Source organism: Microcoleus sp. POL10_C6 (genome assembly GCF_036701585.1).
Classification (GTDB): domain Bacteria; phylum Cyanobacteriota; class Cyanobacteriia; order Cyanobacteriales; family Microcoleaceae; genus Microcoleus.
The window spans coordinates 1-17,794 of record NZ_JAUBRB010000090.1; the positions used below are offsets into that span (position 1 = coordinate 1).

The window sequence follows — 17,794 nt, forward strand, 5'->3', positions numbered from 1 at the left end:
CACTTTACTCTCGATCGCACGCTCTCTTAACCCAGCCCACGTAATATGCGCTCGATATATTCAGCAAGCCCTACTTAACTGTTCGTGCTTGTTCGATTGAGCCAACACTCTGTCGAACTGTCACAACAAAGTCAGTAGTCATTACTACTGGTTCTTTAGTACGCGGATCTGCGGGGTAGGCTACCCCACATTGTTCTGCGATCGCCAAAGTTTCCTCTAAAGGCAGTAGCGGAAATTGCTCCCGGATATCCAGCACAGGTAGTGACCAGTCCAGCACATAGAAGTAGCTGGTTTCCAATTCGCTTAACAGATGATGAACCCTACGTGTCTTCCATCCCTTGATTCTGCTAGCAAGTCCTTGAGATGGAACATCCTGAATGTGCAGCCAAGGATTGTAATTGGCTCCTTGTCCCATACCACGTCCTTGCTTCAGACGATTCTCAATAGTCGTTTCACTGCTGTTTCGGCTACGTTTAGCCATCTGATTACCTCACCCAGATGGTTCATCAAAGTCAGCTTCCAGAAATATTCCGAAAACCTAGCAAATAAAGCCATACCCAATAGTGTACAACTTTATTTGCTAGTGTACAACTTTATTTGCTAGTGTACAACTTTATTTTCAGAATACAACTGACTGAACAAGGAGAATAGTTAGTTGAACTAAGAATTCCTGAAATAACTGTTTTTGCGTAGAAAGATTTTCAATGCCCCATAAATAGTTATCTAAACTGAAGCCTGATACACTTCTTGACTTCGAGACGGGAGAGAGAATAAATAACTAAACTGGCGTTCTCTTTTCCTAAGATAACGTCACTTCGGGATAAGGAGGGGTGGAACAGATACAGTTGAAAGTGCCTCATTCTCAACGCATCTGACCACCCCACGCTTAGTTGAGAAGCCTTGTTTTGTCATGTGTATGACTTCTGTCAACGGTTTGAACCCCAGTGGAAGCAGAAATTGCTGGGGGACGGTGTGCAACAGCGCCAACGGTCTGGCAGCCTCTGTTTAAGCGAAATGATGACGATTTTGATCGCATTCCATCAGTCGGCATACCGGAATTTCAAGGGGTTCTACACCCAACGGGTCTGCTGCGATTGGCGCGAGGCCTTTTCTCAAGTGCTTGTGTCAAGCCTGATTGAGATGCTCTTACCCTGATTTACCAAGGTTTGAGCCTTAACTGAACCGTATTGAGCTATAGCTGTACTTTTATTTCTTTAATATCCGACTCACTTGTGAACCGCTTAACCCTATTCCTGTTTCAGCATACGGTGCGCTACACAGAGCTGTCTCCACAATGTTTTAGCGATTTCTGGCCTGATTAGGGCATCTTGAGGAGATCATGTTGAACTCGCAATCTGCCTAGCAGCTTCTCGCAGCCGCTCCATATCGCGCATCGGTGGTATACCAAAGAGCCGCTTGTACTCTCGGTTGAAGTGCGACGAATCGTCATAACCCACACGGTAGGCCGCACTCGTAGCGTCAAGGTTTTGCCCCAGCATCAGACGGCGAGCTTCCTGGAGCCGCAGTTGCTTCTGGAACTGCAAAGGACTCATGGCAGTGACAGACTTGAAGTGATGGTGGAAGCTCGATACACTCATTCCAAGCTCTCGTGCGATGCTTTCAATCCGAAGCGGCTGGTTAAAGTCTTTACGAAGTCGATCGACTGCTCTAGCAATTTGGTGGGTACAGCCACCCAAAACCGCAATATGACGTAGCCGACTACCTTGCTCTCCCATCAGCAGTCGGTAAATAATTTCCCGCTTAATCAGTGGTGCGAGAACATGAGCTTCAGCAGGGGAATCTAGAAGCCTGACGAGCCGCACCACAGCGTCCAAAAGATTTGTATCCAACGGACTTACGTTAATCGCTTTCACATTGGCATCCCTTTGTGGTGAGGGATCGCCCGCCTCAACCATGACTGAACCAACAAGAGTGGGGTCGAGATCGAGGCGAAGGCCAAGGTACGGTAGCGCCTTAGACGCTTCCTGAATTTGGCTGGCAATCGGCAGTTTTACCGTAGACAGCAAATAATGCAAAGGGTCGTACAGATAGCGATCGTTGCCCAGAAGAACTTCTTTGCTGCCCTGAGCGATCGCACAAAAGGCAGGGATAGAGACACTATGAACGCATTCCGAAGGTGAGGAGAAGCGGTAGAAGTGCAATCCTTTGAGCGGCTCAATCGTCCCATCATGACGAATCGCCTGTGCAATCCGCTGGGTCAGTTCGTCTCTGTGGGCTTGCGCTCTATCTGCCTCGCGCTTGGCCTGCTGGTCGTTGATTAACTCCATATCGGGCTTTCCACTCGTTTTGGCAGCGTTCATTTCTAAGTTTGCAGGATTGTACAACAATCTTAGACGATCGTTCTATTGCTTGCCGTTGAGGATTCTTAGAATGAAGCCAAAGCAATGAAAAACCATTTTGGCTTCTTGTAAGCATTCTGGATTTTTATACAAAAGTAAACTCAGTTTTGATTGGCCAAGAGATTCCCCTACTGATAACCACAAGGGCATCAAGGCGAACCTTGCTTCTTAAAAAATTCATCCCTATTGATAGAGCAGGCGCTAAGTGCTCGATCTCTACAATTGGGGGTAGCAAAAGGAATTTAGACGATGAAACTGCTCACCGCAACAGTCCTATCGCTTTCTCTGCTCGCTTCGGCCTCGGCCCAAGCAAATCCGGCAGGAACCGCCGAGGGGTCCGGTGCTCCCCAGACCGCGCCAATGCAAAATTCGCAGACAATCAATATCACGCGAAGCGGCTCTGGGCCCTCGCGGAAGGGGCCAGCCGAAAATTTCACGGGTTCGGTGCGCGTCGATCCTCTGTTCGAGGCGAACGATCCAGCAGACACGTCTGGCGCCAACGTTAAATTTGAGCCTGGTGCTCGATCGGCATGGCACACCCATCCGCTCGGTCAGACCCTGATCGTGACAGCGGGCCTCGGGCGGGTGCAGAGCTGGGGGAAACCGATCGAGGAGATCCGGCCAGGAGATGTCGTCCGGATTCCGCCAGGTCAGAAACACTGGCACGGAGCCTCGCCAAATACGCCAATGACGCATATCTCGATCGTGGAACAGCTCGACGGCAAGAACACGGACTGGATGGAACAGGTCAGCGACGAGCAGTACGGCACGCCAGTCCAGGCGCAACGATCGCCATCCGCTGTGCCTGCACGCTCCGTCCCCGCTGTCAGCGTGCAACCGACGGCGGCCCAAAGAGCGTTCGGCGACATCGCCCCCAAGTTAGTCGAGCTTACTGACAACGTGCTATTTGGTGATGTCTGGGAACGTCCTCAGCTATCAAAGCGCGATCGCAGCCTGGTGACCGTCAGCGCCCTGATCGCGATGAACCGTCCCGACCAGCTTCGATTTCACCTCGCCAGAGCGCGCGAAAATGGCGTAACCCAAGACGAGTTGATCGAGACGATTACTCACTTGGCGTTTTACGCGGGCTGGCCTAACGCAGTTACCGCGATTGGCGTGACTAAGGAAGTCTTCGAGAGCACAGGACGCCCGAGCGAAGGCGCACAAGAGCCTGCGGTGGGTGCAGACCGTTAGAAGAGCCGGCGCGAAAAACAAACACTTGTCCAGGGATTGTTTGAGAATTTTGCAAGGAGAAGCATGGACGATAATCAAGAACGGAATAATTTCAGTTCAACCGAGAGCGATTCGCAGCTCAGCGCGGACGAAGAAACACTGCTCGACCAACTCGGTATTGTCGGCGCTGCTCGCCGCAAATTCTTGGGGCAAAGCATGGCTGCCCTACTCGGCACCTTCGCCTTCCACCTGCTGGCTAAAGAGGAGGCCTTTTCCACGCTCGCCGCTGCGCCCGACGCCGTGTTCGCCCAGACCCGTGGGGTTGAAAACGCCGTTAAGGTTCTTTTGAAAATCAACGGCTCAGCCCAAAGCCTGGAAGTGGATTCGCGCACGGCGCTGCTCGACGCCCTGCGCGAAACACTGGGATTGACCGGCACCAAAAAAGGATGCGATCAAGGACAGTGCGGCGCTTGTACGGTGATCGTTGACGGGCGCCGCGTGCTTTCTTGTCTGACACTTGCCGCTAGCTGCGAGGGGAAAGAGGTGACGACCATCGAAGGGATCGCTGACGGCGACAATCTTCATCCGATGCAGGCGGCGTTCATCAAACACGACGGCTTCCAGTGTGGCTACTGCACGCCGGGGCAGATATGTTCGGCGGTGGCGCTTCTGGAGGAAGCCAAAAACGGCGACGCGAGTCACGTCACTAACAATTTGCGGACGATCACGCAGAATGTAGCACTCTCTGATGAAGAAATCAGAGAACGCATGAGCGGCAATATTTGCCGTTGCGGCGCGTATCCGGGAATCGTGGCGGCAATCAGAGAAGTTCAGTCCGGGCGCGAAACAGCCCAGGCTTGGCATTTTGCGACCGATGAAGAAATTGCCGTTGCATTAAACGAGGAGGGCAAAGCCGATGCAACCGTTTAAATATTCCAGCGCCACCGATGCGGCAAGCGCCGTTGGCACCGTTTCCGCTAATCAAACGGCAAAGTTTCTCGCAGGCGGGACAAATTTGATTGATTTGATGAAAGAATACGTCGAGCGTCCCAGCGAAGTTGTTGACATCTCAGGTTTGAATCTGGCGGAGATTCGATCGACCTCGAACGGAATTTCGATCGGCGCCTTAGCCAAAAATACCGACACGGCCAACCATCCGCTGGTCCGGCAAAATTACCCGCTTCTGTCAATGGCGATTTTAGCCGGCGCCTCCGCGCAGCTTCGCAATATGGCGACCAACGGGGGAAACTTAATGCAGCGCACCCGTTGCCAGTATTTTTACGACATCGCTATGCCCTGCAACAAACGCGATCCCGGCAGCGGATGCGGAGCGCTTGAGGGGCTCAATCGCATTCATGCCATTTTTGGCTACAGCGACAAATGCGTGGCGACTTACCCGGGCGATATGGCGAATGCGCTTTATGCGCTGGACGCGGTAGTGAGGATTCGCGGCACGAACGGGCAAGAACGCACAATCCCCCTTCAGGATTTTTATCGCTTGCCGGGCAACACGCCTGAAAAAGATAACAATCTTCAGCATGGGGAATTGATCGTCGCGATCGAAATGCCGAAGAATAATTTCGCCAATAAGTCTTATTACCTCAAAGTTCGCGATCGTGCTTCCTATGCTTTCGCACTGCTTTCCGTGGCTGCTGCTTTAGAAACAAGCGGCAACACCATCAAACAGGCACGTGTTGTTTTGGGCAGCGTCGCGCATAAGCCTTGGCGTTCACCCGAAGCCGAAAGAGTTCTGATCGGAAAACCTGCGACGGAAACAACTTTTCAGGCTGCTGCCGAAGCGGCTCTGAAAGATGCCAAACCGCTTGAACATAACGGTTATAAAGTCGAACTCGGAAAACGCGCCATTGTTCTGGCTTTGCAGAAAGCGATGACGAGCGGTGCGGCCTAATTATATCAATTCCGGTTGCATGGGAATGATTAAACCGCAGAGAACGCAGAGAACGCAGAGTCAGAGAACAGAGAGATGAATACAGGACGATGAAGGGCGGATTTGATATTAGGGAGGATAAACGAAATGGCAAGATACATCGGAAAAGAAATGAGCCGCGTGGACGGCGCAGCCAAAGTTACGGGCAAGGCTAAATACGCGGCGGAATTCCAGGTTCCCAATCTCGCTTACGGTTTTATCGTGCTGGGAACTGTAGCAAAGGGCACGATTAAATCGATCGACACGCGTGAGGCTGAAGGCGCCGCAGGCGTAATTCGCGTATTCACGCACCTGAACGCACCGAAGCTTGGTCCGAAGTCTTCCACGGAGCAGGCCCCGCCCCGCGCCACCGAGGAGGAAGACAAGTCGTTTCGGGCGCTCCAGTCCGACAAAATCTTCTTCAATATGCAGCCTGTGGCACTCGTCGTCGCCGAGACCTACGAGCAGGCACGTTATGCGGCACGTCTGGTTAAAGTCTCCTACAACTCACAGCAGCACATGACCGACACTGAGGCGGTGCGCTCAAGCGCGCGCGTCCCCACTACTAAAGAGCCGCCTCCGAAGCCGCGCGGTAATCCCGAAGAGGCGATGCGCGCAGCGGCCGTGAAGGTAGAGGCCGAGTACCGCATCCCGATCGAGCACCACAACCCCATGGAGCCGCACGCGGCGATCGCGGTCTGGGAAGGCGCCAAGCTAACGGTCTTCGACAAGACGCAGGCGGTCTATAGCGTGCGTACACATTTGGCTTCGAGTTTCGGTCTGCCCGAGGAAAACGTGAGTGTGGTCTCGCCCTTCGTCGGCGGGGCGTTTGGAGCGTCGCTGCGCCCGAACTATTATCCGGCGCTGACAGCGATGGCAGCCCGCGAACTCAGGCGCCCAGTCAAGGTTGTCTATACGCGCACGCAAATGTTCACTGGCCACGGTTATCGTCCGCACACGATTCAGAAGATCGCCCTCGGTGCGGAGCGATCGGGAAAGCTCTCGGCGATGATTCATGAAGCCGTGCACAACACCTCCACCATCGAGGAGTTCTCAGACAACACCACGGGTTTCACGCGCCAAGTCTACGCCTGCCCGAATCTCTACGCGCCACTGAAGATTACCAACACGGACCTCGCCACCCCGACTTGGATGCGCGCACCCGGGGCCGTTAGCGGTATGTTCGCGCTTGAATGCGCGATGGACGAGCTGGCCTACGCGCTGCGGATCGACCCGCTCGAACTTCGGCTGATCAACTATGCCGAAGTAGACCCCGAGAGCGGCAAGCCATTTTCGAGTAAGGCGTTGCGGGAGTGCTACCGGCTGGGCGCGGAAAAATTCGGTTGGAAGAATCGCAAGTCCGAGCCGCGATCGATGCGTGACGGACGCCTACTCGTCGGTTGGGGAATGGCGACCGGCGTCTGGGGCGCTTTCCAGATGCCTGCTGCTGCCCTCGTCACGCTGCAGGTGGACGGCACGGCCAAAGTCGCAAGTGCGACCAGCGACATCGGACCTGGCACCTACACGGTGATGACCATGATCGCTGCCGAGTATCTGGGGCTGAAGTTGGAGCAGGTGAAATTTGAACTCGGCGACACGAAGTTCCCTCGGGCACCGTCGCAGGGGGGCTCTTGGACGACGGCGAGCGTCGGCTCGGCGGTGCGCGGGGCGGCTCTGGCGATCGGCACGAAGTTGCTCGCCCTCGCGAACCAGGAACCGAATTCTCCGCTCAAGGGGGCAGCCTCTTCCGATGTCGAGATGCTCGACGGGCAACTGCGACTAATAAGCGACCCGGATCGTTCCGTCAACATCTCCGCACTGATGAAGCGTAATGGTCTCACCGCAATCACGGAAACATTCGAGTCGCGTCCCTCAAAGGATCGGGAGAAGTATGCGACGTTGGCGCACGGCGCGCAGTTTATTGAAGTGAAGGTCGATCCGGATGTGGGGACTGTCCACGTTACGCGCGCCATTGAAGTGACTGCCTGCGGCAAGATTATGAATCCGAAGGCCTCGCACAGTCAGGAAATCGGCGGCGTTGTCTGGGGCATTGGTATGGCGCTGCAAGAGGCGACTGAAATCGACCACCGTTACGGGCGGATTATGAATCCGAATTTGCAGCACTATCACGTGCCGGTTAATGCCGATGTCTTGGAAATCGATACGATATTCGTTGAGGAGGAGGATAAAGTTGTCAATCCGCTCGGTGTCAAGGGCATGGGCGAACTCGGCATGGTGGGCATCCCGGCGGCGATCGCCAATGCTGTTTTTCATGCCACGGGCAAACGCATCAGGGATCTGCCGATTACGCCGGACAAGCTGCTTTGAGTCAGGTCATTTGAGGAATGAAGTGACAGCGGTAGTCGAGGCGATCGCCTCCGCGAACCTCAGGGGGAACGGTGCGCGCTGGCAACGGTGGGCAGTGTGGAAGAATCTTCGTACCGTCGCCTTGGTGCAACGCATGGGAATGGGTGCAAGACCGATCCAGAAAAAAGTGAATTATAGGTATTGAACTATTATGTAGTGCGCTATATAATAGTGGTTGACTGGATTTTAAAATGGATAACAACTCGAACATCAACCAACGGCGACAGGTGGGGAGGCAGCTTTCGTTTGCCCTCTATAGTGCGTCGAACCGCGTCATTCGGCTTCATCGGCCCTTTCTTGAGCCTTTGGGCCTGACCTATCCTCAGTTTCTGGTCATGCTGGCTCTCTACGAGGGCACCCCGCGCACTGTTGGGGAAGTAGGGCAAGAACTCGGTATGGATAACGGAACCTTGACACCGCTCTTAAAGCGCCTTGAGAGCGCGGGGTTGGTGACGCGCACCCGTGACCAACAGGACGAACGCCGCGTTCTTATCGATCTGACAGAAGCGGGCGAGGCACTTCGCGAGGCAGCGTGCTCGATCCCTGAAAAGATCGAGACGGCCTGCCGTCTCTCCGATGAAGACCTTGCTGAGCTTCGCGACACCTTGAACGGGCTGGCAATACCCCGTCAAACAACACAGTAAAAGGATGATTTATCATGGATAACACGAAGAAAATGAACATCGGGATCTTGGGTACTGGCCATATCGGGAAGACTTTGGTACGCAAACTGGCTGAGGCCGGACACGACGTGAAGGTGGCCAACTCTCGCGGTCCTGAGACCATCGAGGCCGATGTGCTGGCTTTCGGCGCACGCGCGGTATCGACGGCCGAAGCTGTGGAGGACGTTGACGTGGTGATTCTCTCCATCCCTCTCAACCGCATTTCCACAATCGCGCCCCTGATTGCCAACCTACCAGCCGAGACAGTTGTCATCGACACGTCCAATTACTATCCCCATCGCGACGACAAGATCGATGCTATCGAGGCCGGGCAGGTTGAGAGCCTTTGGGTGGCCGAACAGCTAGGCCGGCCGATCGCCAAGGCGTGGAACGCGATCGGGTCTGGCTCCCTCGCCACCTTGGGCAAGCCTGCTGGAAGCCCTGGCCGTATCGCCCTCCCTGTGGCTGCTGACCGCGAGAACGATCGCTCCGTGGCGATGGCCCTCGTCGAAGACACCGGGCTTGATGCTTTCGACGCGGGCACGATCGCCGATTCGTGGCGTCAGCAACCAGGCACGCCCTGCTATTGCACCGATCTCGCGCGCGAACAGATGGCGGCAGCGCTGGCATCTGCCGACGCATCACGATCGCCAAAGCGCCGGGACTTGGCAGTTGCAGTAATGCAAGAGCGGCTTGGTGACGCCACGACAAATCCGGATGCGGATTTCGGGGTTCGTCTGAGCCGTGCGATTTATATGTAACGTGAGTTCGGGATAAGAAAGGGACAAGCAAGTAAGTTAAAAGTCATTACACCAAAGCTTTACACGCTCGTCCCATGATTAGTTTAGAAGAAGAATTTTGCAGGATTGTACAATAACTTGCAAGTATCGTTATATCGTTCCCTATGCTGAAGTCCTTATAATCAAACTTAAACAGTGAGATACAAGAATTTTTAGGCTGAGCAATGAAAGAAATACACGATATTAAGGCTGCTTTAGAGCAAGTAAAAGACACCACGAAAAAGCTAGCCTTGGCAACTTTAGTTAAAGTGGAAGGTTCAACTTATCGCCGGCCTGGTGCGCGAATGTTGATGAGTGCAGATGGCTTGATAGTAGGTGCAATTAGCGGTGGCTGTTTGGAAAGTGATGTATTTGAGAAAGCACAGCAGGTAATGAACACTGGTAGGCCTTGTGTGGTTAAGTATGACTCCACCTCCGAGGAAGATTTAATTTGGGGATTGGGGCTTGGCTGTCAAGGCATTGCTTATGTTTTGATTGAATCGTTGCCAGTAAACGAGCCGAACCAAATTAGTTTTGTCCACAAATGCCTGGATGCTCGGTTTGAGAGTGCTATTGCAACTGTATTTAATATAGAGGGTGAAAGCAAATCTCAAATAGGCGATCGCTTGCTACTAAATTCAGATATCATCAACCACATCAGCGATGAGGAATTAGCAGCAGCGGTTTTAAGGGATACACAAGCAGCACTTCAACAGAAAACCTCGGTAGGGAAACAATATCAGTTAACAGGCGGGAAAGTTGAAGTTTTTATTCAAGTCATTCAGCCGCCACTGTCGCTGGTAATTTTGGGTGCTGGGTATGACGTTCTTCCCGTTGTTCGCTTTGGCCAAGAGTTAGGATGGCATATTACTGTAGTTGATAACCGCCAACGGGAAGCAAGCCGAAAGCGTTTTCAAGAAGCAGATCGAGTTAAATTTTGTTCTCCTGATGATGTATTAAAAAACATCGAGATAGATGAGCGTACTGTTGCTGTAGTTATGACTCATAATTATTTAGATGACCTGGAATTGCTGAGAGTGTTATTGCCTTCTGGCTTAAAATACTTAGGTGTACTTGGCCCTAAGAAAAGAACAGCCCGATTATTGCAAGAACTACAAGAAGAAGGAGTTATCCCGACTCCACAACAGGAACAAAATTTATATAGTCCGGTGGGACTCGACATTGGGGCAGATAATTCCGAAGAGATTGCTCTGGCGATTATCGCCGAAATTCAAGCAGTAACAGCCAAGCATCAAGGTGGTTTTTTAAGAAATCGCACTGTACCAATTCATGCTTCAATCAATAGTCAATTATCAAAAAAATAATGGCTAATACGAGTATGTTCTTAATAATCAAAAATTCAAAACTTGGGTATGGTATTTAAAATTGGTCTAATTATTCTCGCTGCTGGATCTGCAACCCGCATGGGAAGACCAAAACAATTGCTTTCTTATCAAGGACGCAGCCTGATACTCCATGCGGTTGAAGTTGCCTTAGCTTCTCTGTGCCAACCTATCATAGTAGTCCTGGGAGCTTATGTAGAACAAATTAAACCGGAACTAATGCCAAAGGCCGTGCAAGTTGTAGAGAACTCCCAATGGCAAGAGGGAATGTCTTCTTCTATTCGCGCTGGTATTAGTATGCTACTTAAAACTAACTCTAAACTTGATGGAGTTATCATCTCACTTGCAGATCAGCCGCTAGTTTCTCCCCAGATTTTCAATCAATTGATTCAGTCTTATCAAAAAACGCAAAAAGTAATTATTGCGTCAAAGTATAACGAAACTACAGGTGTACCTGCCCTGTTTAGCAAGGCATTATTTCCCGAACTGATGCAGCTTGAAGGAGATAAAGGTGCAAAGGCGTTAATACAAAAATATATAGACACAGGATTGATTCTGCTAATACCAGAAGCTGCGATTGATATTGATACCCCGGACGATTACAAGCAGTTGCTATTAAAGAATTTTAAAGAGTGAAGAAATTATGAAAATTAACGATCGCCAAATTTACGAGCAAGTAATTTTGACACACGCCAGAAAACCGCAAAATAAAGGAAAAACTAACCCTGTACATCGTCAACACCGAGGAGAAAATCCCTATTGCGGTGATGTGGTTGATTTAACGCTGGTACTAGATGAAGCAGAAAGTAAAATTGCAGATATTAAATTTGAAGGTGCAGGTTGTGCTTTGTGCCTTGCTTCTGCTGACTTAATGGCGATCGCTATCAAAGGCAAAACTATTTCACAGGTGCTTTTAATGGTAGAACAGTTCCGCGAGATGGCAGCGGGAAATACTCAGTTTGAGCCTCCGCTGGAGAAACTCAATATCATGCAAGGTGTTTCCCGATATCCGATGCGGGTTAAGTGTGCAACTTTGGCTTGGCATACCCTCAAAGCGGCGCTGAGTTCGGTTGAAACTAGGAATGAACAGGTATAGCCAGCATCCAACAGAAGCGCGATCGCTGCCCAGAAGAACTTGTTTGCTGCCCTGGGCGATCGCACAAAAGGCAGGGATAGAGACACTATCAACGCATTCCGAAGGTGAGGAGGATCGGTTGAAGTGGAATCCTTTCAGTAGACCTCTTGCAAAAGTCCTTTTCATAAATTTATTGGACGGGCAAGATGCCCATCCCACAAGAGTTATTTTTTCTTGTGGGATGGGCATCTTGCCCGTCCTAGTTATTTTTGCAAGAGGTCTAGTCAGCGGCTCAATCGTCCCATCCTGACGAATCGCCTGTGCAATCGGCTATTCGTCATACCAATTCACTATGAAGCTGCATTAATAATAGAACGCTAAGGATATAGTTCCAACCAGAAAGACATCAGCCTCATTTAGTGTATCTTCATAGTGAATTGGTATCAGTTCGTTTCTGTGGGCTTGTGCTCTATCTGCCTCGGGCTTTGCCTGCTGGCCGTTCATTAACTGCATAGCGGACTTTTCACTCGTTTTGGCAGCGTTCGTTTCTAAGTTTGCAGGATTGTACAACAATCTTAGACGATCGTTCTATTGCTTGACCTTGAGGATTCTTAGAATGAAGCTAAAGCAATGAAAAATAGTTCCGGCGAATAGTAAGCATTCTGGACTTTTATACAAGAGAAAACTCAGTTTTGATTGGGCAAGAAACCTGCTGAGTGACAACCAAAATGCCATCAAATTTAACATTGCTTCTTAAAACATCCATCCCTATTGATAGAGAAGCGAGAAGTGCTCAATTTCTACGATTATGACAGCCACCGAAATGGCATCAAGTGAAGGAATTAAGAAATGGACATTAAACGAAGTGGGTCACAGCCTTCGGCCAAAGGATCGGCTGAGTATTTTACCTGCACTGTCCGCATAGACCCCCTGTTCGAGGCGCACGAACCAGCACGCACGTCTGGTGCCAGCGTCACGTTCGAGCCTGGTGCTCGGACAGCATGGCACACCCACCCGTTGGGACACACCCTAATTGTCACGGCTGGCTGCGGTCTTGCACAACGCTGGGGCGGCTCGATCGAGCAAATTCGTCCGGGGGATGCGATCTGGTTCGAGCCGGGTGAGAAACATTGGCATGGTGCCACGGCAACCACGGCAATGACGCACATCGCCATTCAGGAATGGCTCGACGGCAAACCCGTGGACTGGCTGGAACAGGTCAGCGACGAGGAGTACGCAGGAAGATCTTAATGGTTTTGAAATGGTTTCCCCTCAAGGGGAGAAACTGCCAGAAGACAATGCTGATTTTGGTTCTCGCCCTAACGATGTCCCTGAGTTACTCAGCCTGCCGTGCCGACAACAGGATGCCTGACAGTGCCTCGTCGAAGCTGCCGACTGACCTATCAACCAAGCAGGCAAGCAGTATGAAGATAATCATCAAGGTCGGAGACAAAGCCGTTACAGCCACGTTGATCGACAGTAAAACCACTCGGGATTTTGTTTCCCTGCTGCCATTAACGCTGACGATGAACGATTTGTTTGGAAGAGAAAAGTTTGCCCGCCTGCCGAGAGCAATTTCGGAGGAGGGTGAGCGAACCAAAACCTATGAAGTTGGAGACATCATTTACTGGTCTCCCGGTCCTGATGTGGCTATTTATTATCGCCACGACGAACAACCAATCCCTGACCCCGGCATCATCGCGATCGGCAAGATAGATGCTGGCGTAGAAGCATTTAATGTCCCTGGTTCTATCAACGTGGCGGTAGAGCTAATTCAGTAGAAACAAACGTCAAAGGAGATAGAAATGAAACTGCTTGCGACAACGATTGTGTCATGTTCTCTGTTTGCTTTGGGTTTCTCTTCTGTGGAACCAGCACAAGCCCCATCGAGCAATAATACACAACTTGTAGAGGTTAGACGAAACGGTTCGCAGCCTTCCACCAGAGGACCCGCCGAAAACTTTACAGGTTCCGTCCGCATCGACCCCCTATTCTCACCAGAAGGTCCAGCCCGCGCGGGTAGTGCCCGTGTCACCTTTGAGCCTAGCGCACGAACTGTGTGGCATACCCACCCGTTAGGACAAAGGCTGATCGTGACGGCTGGGGTTGGCTGGGTTCAGCAATGGGGTGGACAAATTCAGGAAATTAGACCTGGCGATGTCGTCTGGATTCCGCCAGGTGTGAAGCACTGGCACGGAGCCACAACTACCACAACCATGACCCATATTGCCATTCAGGAACAACTCGACGGCAAGGTCGTGGACTGGATGGAACAGGTCAGTGACGAGCAATACCAGACACTCAATGTAAATCAATAGGAGTATCCATCATGTACAACACGAAAGCGTATGCCGCAGCCAGTGCAACATCACCCCTGGCCTCTACCCGAATTAAAGGTCGCGCTATCGACATGACTCCGCTGAAGGCAGGCGCGTCGAACCGAAGCTAACCCGCTAGATAAACCCACACAGATGGAGAACTCAATGAAACACCGCGTTCTAATACCAACCCTCTTGATTAGTGCAATCTGTGCAACGGCGGCATTTGCGCTCGACAAAACACACGTCTCGCGTAAGATATCCCAAGCACCCGCTCAGCAGTCCGCTGCGATCGAGGGTGCGGACAACTTCTATAAGAGCGACAAAGTGACGATGCAGAAGGTTACGTTCAGAAACCAATACAACATACAGGTTGCTGGGAATCTCTTCATTCCCAAAACCTTAGATCGGAACGCCAAGAATCCGGCGATCGTTGTCGGACACCCAATGGGTGCAGTAAAAGAACAAAGCTCGAATCTTTACGCCCAAAAGCTGGCTGAACAGGGATTCGTCACCTTGTCCCTCGATTTGTCCTTCTGGGGCGAGAGCGAGGGGAAGTCGCGAAACCTCATCGCGCCAGAGATTTATGCCGAGGACTTCAGCGCGGCAGTGGACTTCCTGGGCACCAGGCCATTCGTGGACAGAGACCGGATCGGTGTTCTTGGGATTTGCGGCAGCGGCAGCTTCGTCATCAGCGCCGCCAAGATCGACCCCCGCATCAAGGTCGTCGCGACAGTGAGTATGTACGACATGGGCGCGGCGGCTCGCAATGGGCTTAGGAAGTCGGTGACCGCCGAGCAAAGGAAGCAGATGATCGCTGCTGCTGCGGAGCAGCGTTACGTGGAGTTCACGAGCGGTGAGACCGCCTACGTGGGTGGAACGACGAACGAACTGACGGCGAGTACCGACCCGGTTCAGCGCGAGTTCTTCGACTTCTACCGGACTCCCCGGGGTGAGTTCACACCGAAAGGCTCGTCTCCGGATCGGACGACAAAGCCGACGCTGACCAGCGTCGTGCGGTTCATGAACTATTACCCGCTTGAAAGGATCGAGGAGATCGATCGTCCGCTGCTCTTCGTCACCGGCACCGAGGCTCACTCTAGGGAGTTCAGCGAGGATGCCTACAACCGCGCTGTCGAGCCGAAGGAGATCGTCCGGGTTCCGAATGCGGGACACGTCGATTTGTACGACCGGGTGAACCTGATCCCCTTTGACAAGCTCACATCCTTTTTCACCCAACACCTGAAATAGGGTAAACCAAAAAACAAGGTAAAAAATCCCATGAACAACCAGAACTTTACAGGCAAAGTGGCCTTCGTCACCGGAGCAGCAAATGGCATCGGTAGAGCTACAGCGCTGGCGTTTGCACGCGAAGGCGCTAACGTGGTGGTCGCTGACATTTCAGAACAGGGCAATCAAGAAACGGCCCGCATGATCGAAGAACTCGGTGGACGGGCGATCGCCGTTAAGTGTAACGTAACGCAAGCCGAGGACGTGAAGGCAGCTTTGGACAAGACCATCGAAACCTTCGGACGGCTGGACTTTGCTTTTAATAACGCTGGTGTGGAACAGAAGAATGCAGCAACAGCAGAAATTGAAGAGGAAGAGTGGGATCGGATCGTAGACATCAACCTGCGCGGTGTTTTTCTGTGCATGAAGTATGAAATCCCGCTGTTACTCAAGCAAGGCCGTGGCGCGATCGTAAATACCTCTTCAGGTGCTGGGGTCAAAGGCTTCAAAGCTGGAGCTGCTTACGTAGCTGCGAAGCACGGCGTGGTCGGACTGACCAAGGCAGCAGCTCTCGACTACGCCGCGCAGAACATTCGCATCAATGCTGTATGCCCCGGAATCATCGACACCCCGATGATGGATCGCTTCAGCGGCGGTACTCCCGAAGGACGAGAACGAGTGATCTCGCAGGAACCAATTGGCAGGATGGGCCAACCCGAAGAGATCGCCAATGCTGTCGTCTGGCTGTGTTCGGATGCAGCCTCCTTCGCCGTCGGGCACGCCCTGGTCGTTGATGGCGGTCAAACGGTGTAGTTGATGTTCGTCGCCAACACGATCGAACCCTAAACGCACGACAAAAAAGCATTGTCGCCACCTTTACCGCCAACGGCGATGGCTCCTATCGCTACTCAGGAGGTACTCGACGGCAAACCCTTGGACTGGCTGGAAAAAGTCAGGGACGAACAATACCAGGACAGATTCAAGACCGAGTAGAAGTAAACCAGCTTATCTTCCAGATTGGAGCATCAATATTATGTACAACGCCAAAGCTTACTCCGCAGTCAGTGCGACCGCACCGCTAGCCTCCGACACGATCGCACGGCGCGATCTAACCGAACACGACGTACAGATCGAAATCCTCTTCTGCGGCATCTGCCATTCCGATCTTCACATGGTGCGAAACGAGTGGGGCGGCGGCACGGTCTACCCGATCGTTCCCGGTCATGAGATGGTGGGACGTATCACCCAGGTTGGCTCGGCAGTGACGAAGTACAAGCCTGGCGATCTGGCAGGAGTCGGCTGCATGGTTGATTCGGATGGAACCTGTCCCAATTGCAAAACTGGACTTGAACAGTTCTGCCCGAACCTGACCCTCACCTACAACTCCCCGGACAAGCACCTTGGAGGTGTCACCTATGGTGGTTACTCCGATAGCATCGTCGTCGATGAACGCTTCGTTCTGCGCGTTCCCACCAACCTCGATCTCCCTGGAGTCGCGCCACTCCTGTGCGCCGGAATCACAACCTACTCGCCCCTGCGCCACTGGGGTGTCACCAAGGGCAAGAAGGTCGGCGTGGTTGGTATCGGCGGGCTAGGCCACATGGGTGTGAAGTTCGCCCGTGCATTCGGAGCCCACGTCGTCGTTTTCACCACCTCGCCCAACAAAAAGGAAGACGCACTGCGCCTGGGTGCTGACGAAGTGGTCGTCTCCCGCAATGCCGACGAAATGCAAAAGCACGCTGGCAGCTTCGATTTCATTCTCGATACTGTCTCCGCCAATCACGACATCAACGCCTATCTCAACCTGCTTCGCCTCGACGGCAACATCACCCTTGTCGGCGCACCTGAGAAGCCCCTGGAGGTCGCGGCATTCAGCCTGATCATGGCCCGCCGCAGTCTCTCGGGCTCTAACATCGGCGGCATCGCTGAAACCCAGGAGATGCTCGACTTCTGCGGCGAACATAACATCGTTGCCGATGTTGAAGTCATCCCTATCCAAAAAGTCAATGAAGCCTACGAAAGACTGCTTAAGTCCGATGTGAAATACCGCTTCTGTATCGATATGGCATCCCTTAAATCTGAATAACCGAGGCAGCCCCTAGAAGGAGTAACGATGCAGAAGCATGAACTTGGCAACAGCAACCGCTACTTGCAGAGGAGGTGAGTGTGGATACCAACCGTTTGGAGGCATTCAGCGACGGCGTGTTCGCGATCGCAATCACCCTGCTAGTGCTCGAAATCAAAGTGCCACCACCGAGCACAGCGCTCGGGGCAGAACTCCTCAATCTCTGGCCGTCTTACCTTGCCTACGTGGTGAGCTTCCTGGTGATCGGCGCAATCTGGATCAACCACCACGCCATGTTCAAACACATCGTCCGCGTGGACGGAATGCTGTTGCTGCTTAACGTCCTCCACCTGATGCTCATTGCATTCCTGCCGTTCCCAACGGCCGTGCTCGCCGAAGCGTTTCACCGGGGAACGGACGGTGCGATTCGTTGAAGCGTAAATCACGGTAATCAGTCCGTACATAGCGCTTCCAGCCACAAGGCTGAACTCTCGG

The 17,794-nt window shown here is 52.4% G+C and carries 19 protein-coding genes and 1 pseudogene; 17 read left to right on the plus strand and 3 right to left on the minus strand.

Features of this window, described 5'->3' with window-relative positions:
• Positions 1-70 precede the first annotated feature (70 nt).
• Together QUA34_RS28355 and QUA34_RS28360 are read right to left on the minus strand one after the other, a co-directional pair.
• On the minus strand, positions 71-481 hold the full coding sequence (locus QUA34_RS28355) for a TnsA endonuclease N-terminal domain-containing protein (RefSeq protein WP_333390615.1): 411 nt from the start codon (positions 479-481) through the stop codon (positions 71-73).
• Between the two features lie 856 nt (positions 482-1,337).
• Complete coding sequence (locus QUA34_RS28360; protein ID WP_333390618.1) at positions 1,338-2,321, minus strand: AraC family transcriptional regulator; 984 nt, start codon at positions 2,319-2,321, stop codon at positions 1,338-1,340.
• Positions 2,322-2,609: 288 nt separating this feature from the next.
• On the opposite strand from QUA34_RS28360, the gene QUA34_RS28365 reads away from it, so the two are divergent.
• The 10 genes from QUA34_RS28365 to sufU all read left to right on the plus strand — a co-directional run bounded on the left by QUA34_RS28365 (position 2,610) and on the right by sufU (position 11,707).
• Complete coding sequence (locus QUA34_RS28365; protein WP_333390621.1) at positions 2,610-3,554, plus strand: (R)-mandelonitrile lyase; 945 nt, start codon at positions 2,610-2,612, stop codon at positions 3,552-3,554.
• A gap of 63 nt (positions 3,555-3,617) precedes the next feature.
• Complete coding sequence (locus QUA34_RS28370; RefSeq protein WP_333390623.1) at positions 3,618-4,463, plus strand: 2Fe-2S iron-sulfur cluster-binding protein; 846 nt, start codon at positions 3,618-3,620, stop codon at positions 4,461-4,463.
• The gene (locus QUA34_RS28375) at positions 4,450-5,442 is read left to right on the plus strand and encodes a xanthine dehydrogenase family protein subunit M (RefSeq protein ID WP_333390626.1); all 993 of its coding nucleotides are present in this window, start codon (positions 4,450-4,452) and stop codon (positions 5,440-5,442) included. Before QUA34_RS28370 ends, QUA34_RS28375 begins: the two co-directional genes overlap by 14 nt.
• 126 nt (positions 5,443-5,568) lie before the next feature.
• Positions 5,569-7,788, plus strand: coding sequence for a xanthine dehydrogenase family protein molybdopterin-binding subunit (locus QUA34_RS28380; protein ID WP_333390629.1), 2,220 nt, complete (start codon positions 5,569-5,571; stop codon positions 7,786-7,788).
• A 22-nt stretch (positions 7,789-7,810) separates the two neighbouring features.
• Positions 7,811-7,972: a hypothetical protein gene (locus QUA34_RS28385; protein ID WP_333390634.1), complete on the plus strand. Its 162-nt coding sequence runs from the start codon at positions 7,811-7,813 to the stop codon at positions 7,970-7,972.
• Between the two features lie 46 nt (positions 7,973-8,018).
• Positions 8,019-8,471, plus strand: a complete 453-nt coding sequence (locus QUA34_RS28390) for a MarR family transcriptional regulator (protein ID WP_333390635.1) — start codon at positions 8,019-8,021, stop codon at positions 8,469-8,471.
• A gap of 14 nt (positions 8,472-8,485) precedes the next feature.
• Entirely contained in the window at positions 8,486-9,250 is a 765-nt protein-coding gene (locus tag QUA34_RS28395; RefSeq protein WP_333390637.1) for an NAD(P)-binding domain-containing protein, read from the plus strand.
• Between the two features lie 203 nt (positions 9,251-9,453).
• Positions 9,454-10,593: an XdhC family protein gene (locus QUA34_RS28400; protein ID WP_333390640.1), complete on the plus strand. Its 1,140-nt coding sequence runs from the start codon at positions 9,454-9,456 to the stop codon at positions 10,591-10,593.
• Positions 10,594-10,641: 48 nt separating this feature from the next.
• Positions 10,642-11,247, plus strand: a complete 606-nt coding sequence (locus tag QUA34_RS28405) for a nucleotidyltransferase family protein (RefSeq protein WP_333390642.1) — start codon at positions 10,642-10,644, stop codon at positions 11,245-11,247.
• A 7-nt stretch (positions 11,248-11,254) separates the two neighbouring features.
• Positions 11,255-11,707 (plus strand): Fe-S cluster assembly sulfur transfer protein SufU, encoded by a 453-nt coding sequence (gene sufU, locus QUA34_RS28410; protein ID WP_333390643.1) that lies wholly within the window; start codon positions 11,255-11,257, stop codon positions 11,705-11,707.
• 15 nt (positions 11,708-11,722) lie between these two features.
• On the opposite strand, the pseudogene QUA34_RS28415 reads toward sufU, so the two are convergent.
• Positions 11,723-11,935: pseudogene (locus tag QUA34_RS28415) on the minus strand (AraC family transcriptional regulator N-terminal domain-containing protein); the annotation flags it as partial.
• A 600-nt stretch (positions 11,936-12,535) separates the two neighbouring features.
• Here QUA34_RS28415 and QUA34_RS28420 point away from each other — a divergent pair.
• The 7 genes from QUA34_RS28420 (at position 12,536) to QUA34_RS28450 (ending at position 17,733) form a co-directional block, all read left to right on the plus strand.
• On the plus strand, positions 12,536-12,937 hold the full coding sequence (locus QUA34_RS28420; protein ID WP_333390646.1) for a (R)-mandelonitrile lyase: 402 nt from the start codon (positions 12,536-12,538) through the stop codon (positions 12,935-12,937).
• A complete protein-coding gene (locus QUA34_RS28425; protein WP_333390648.1) occupies positions 12,937-13,467 on the plus strand; it encodes a cyclophilin-like fold protein in 531 nt (176 codons plus the stop codon). The genes QUA34_RS28420 and QUA34_RS28425 overlap by 1 nt, the downstream gene beginning before the upstream one ends.
• A gap of 48 nt (positions 13,468-13,515) precedes the next feature.
• The gene (locus tag QUA34_RS28430; protein WP_333390650.1) at positions 13,516-14,004 is read left to right on the plus strand and encodes a (R)-mandelonitrile lyase; all 489 of its coding nucleotides are present in this window, start codon (positions 13,516-13,518) and stop codon (positions 14,002-14,004) included.
• A 165-nt stretch (positions 14,005-14,169) separates the two neighbouring features.
• Complete coding sequence (locus QUA34_RS28435) at positions 14,170-15,255, plus strand: alpha/beta hydrolase (protein ID WP_333390653.1); 1,086 nt, start codon at positions 14,170-14,172, stop codon at positions 15,253-15,255.
• A 30-nt stretch (positions 15,256-15,285) separates the two neighbouring features.
• Positions 15,286-16,047, plus strand: coding sequence for an SDR family oxidoreductase (locus QUA34_RS28440; protein WP_333390656.1), 762 nt, complete (start codon positions 15,286-15,288; stop codon positions 16,045-16,047).
• Positions 16,048-16,267: 220 nt separating this feature from the next.
• A complete protein-coding gene (locus tag QUA34_RS28445; RefSeq protein WP_333390659.1) occupies positions 16,268-17,320 on the plus strand; it encodes an NAD(P)-dependent alcohol dehydrogenase in 1,053 nt (350 codons plus the stop codon).
• 80 nt (positions 17,321-17,400) lie between these two features.
• Positions 17,401-17,733 (plus strand): TMEM175 family protein, encoded by a 333-nt coding sequence (locus QUA34_RS28450; RefSeq protein WP_333390662.1) that lies wholly within the window; start codon positions 17,401-17,403, stop codon positions 17,731-17,733.
• Positions 17,734-17,794 lie beyond the last annotated feature (61 nt).

Excerpts from the sequence above, each read along its gene's own strand:
- QUA34_RS28435 (WP_333390653.1), top strand. The coding sequence starts at position 14,170 with ATGAAACACCGCGTTCTAATACCAACCCTCTTGATTAGTGCAATCTGT.
- QUA34_RS28445 (WP_333390659.1), top strand. The coding sequence starts at position 16,268 with ATGTACAACGCCAAAGCTTACTCCGCAGTCAGTGCGACCGCACCGCTA.
- QUA34_RS28400 (WP_333390640.1), top strand. The coding sequence starts at position 9,454 with ATGAAAGAAATACACGATATTAAGGCTGCTTTAGAGCAAGTAAAAGAC.
- QUA34_RS28390 (WP_333390635.1), top strand. The coding sequence starts at position 8,019 with ATGGATAACAACTCGAACATCAACCAACGGCGACAGGTGGGGAGGCAG.
- QUA34_RS28375 (WP_333390626.1), top strand. The coding sequence starts at position 4,450 with ATGCAACCGTTTAAATATTCCAGCGCCACCGATGCGGCAAGCGCCGTT.
- QUA34_RS28425 (WP_333390648.1), top strand. The coding sequence starts at position 12,937 with ATGGTTTTGAAATGGTTTCCCCTCAAGGGGAGAAACTGCCAGAAGACA.
- QUA34_RS28365 (WP_333390621.1), top strand. The coding sequence starts at position 2,610 with ATGAAACTGCTCACCGCAACAGTCCTATCGCTTTCTCTGCTCGCTTCG.
- QUA34_RS28395 (WP_333390637.1), top strand. The coding sequence starts at position 8,486 with ATGGATAACACGAAGAAAATGAACATCGGGATCTTGGGTACTGGCCAT.
- QUA34_RS28405 (WP_333390642.1), top strand. The coding sequence starts at position 10,642 with ATGGTATTTAAAATTGGTCTAATTATTCTCGCTGCTGGATCTGCAACC.
- sufU (WP_333390643.1), top strand. The coding sequence starts at position 11,255 with ATGAAAATTAACGATCGCCAAATTTACGAGCAAGTAATTTTGACACAC.
- QUA34_RS28355 (WP_333390615.1), bottom strand. The coding sequence starts at position 481 with ATGGCTAAACGTAGCCGAAACAGCAGTGAAACGACTATTGAGAATCGT.
- QUA34_RS28380 (WP_333390629.1), top strand. The coding sequence starts at position 5,569 with ATGGCAAGATACATCGGAAAAGAAATGAGCCGCGTGGACGGCGCAGCC.
- QUA34_RS28370 (WP_333390623.1), top strand. The coding sequence starts at position 3,618 with ATGGACGATAATCAAGAACGGAATAATTTCAGTTCAACCGAGAGCGAT.
- QUA34_RS28360 (WP_333390618.1), bottom strand. The coding sequence starts at position 2,321 with ATGAACGCTGCCAAAACGAGTGGAAAGCCCGATATGGAGTTAATCAAC.
- QUA34_RS28420 (WP_333390646.1), top strand. The coding sequence starts at position 12,536 with ATGGACATTAAACGAAGTGGGTCACAGCCTTCGGCCAAAGGATCGGCT.
- QUA34_RS28440 (WP_333390656.1), top strand. The coding sequence starts at position 15,286 with ATGAACAACCAGAACTTTACAGGCAAAGTGGCCTTCGTCACCGGAGCA.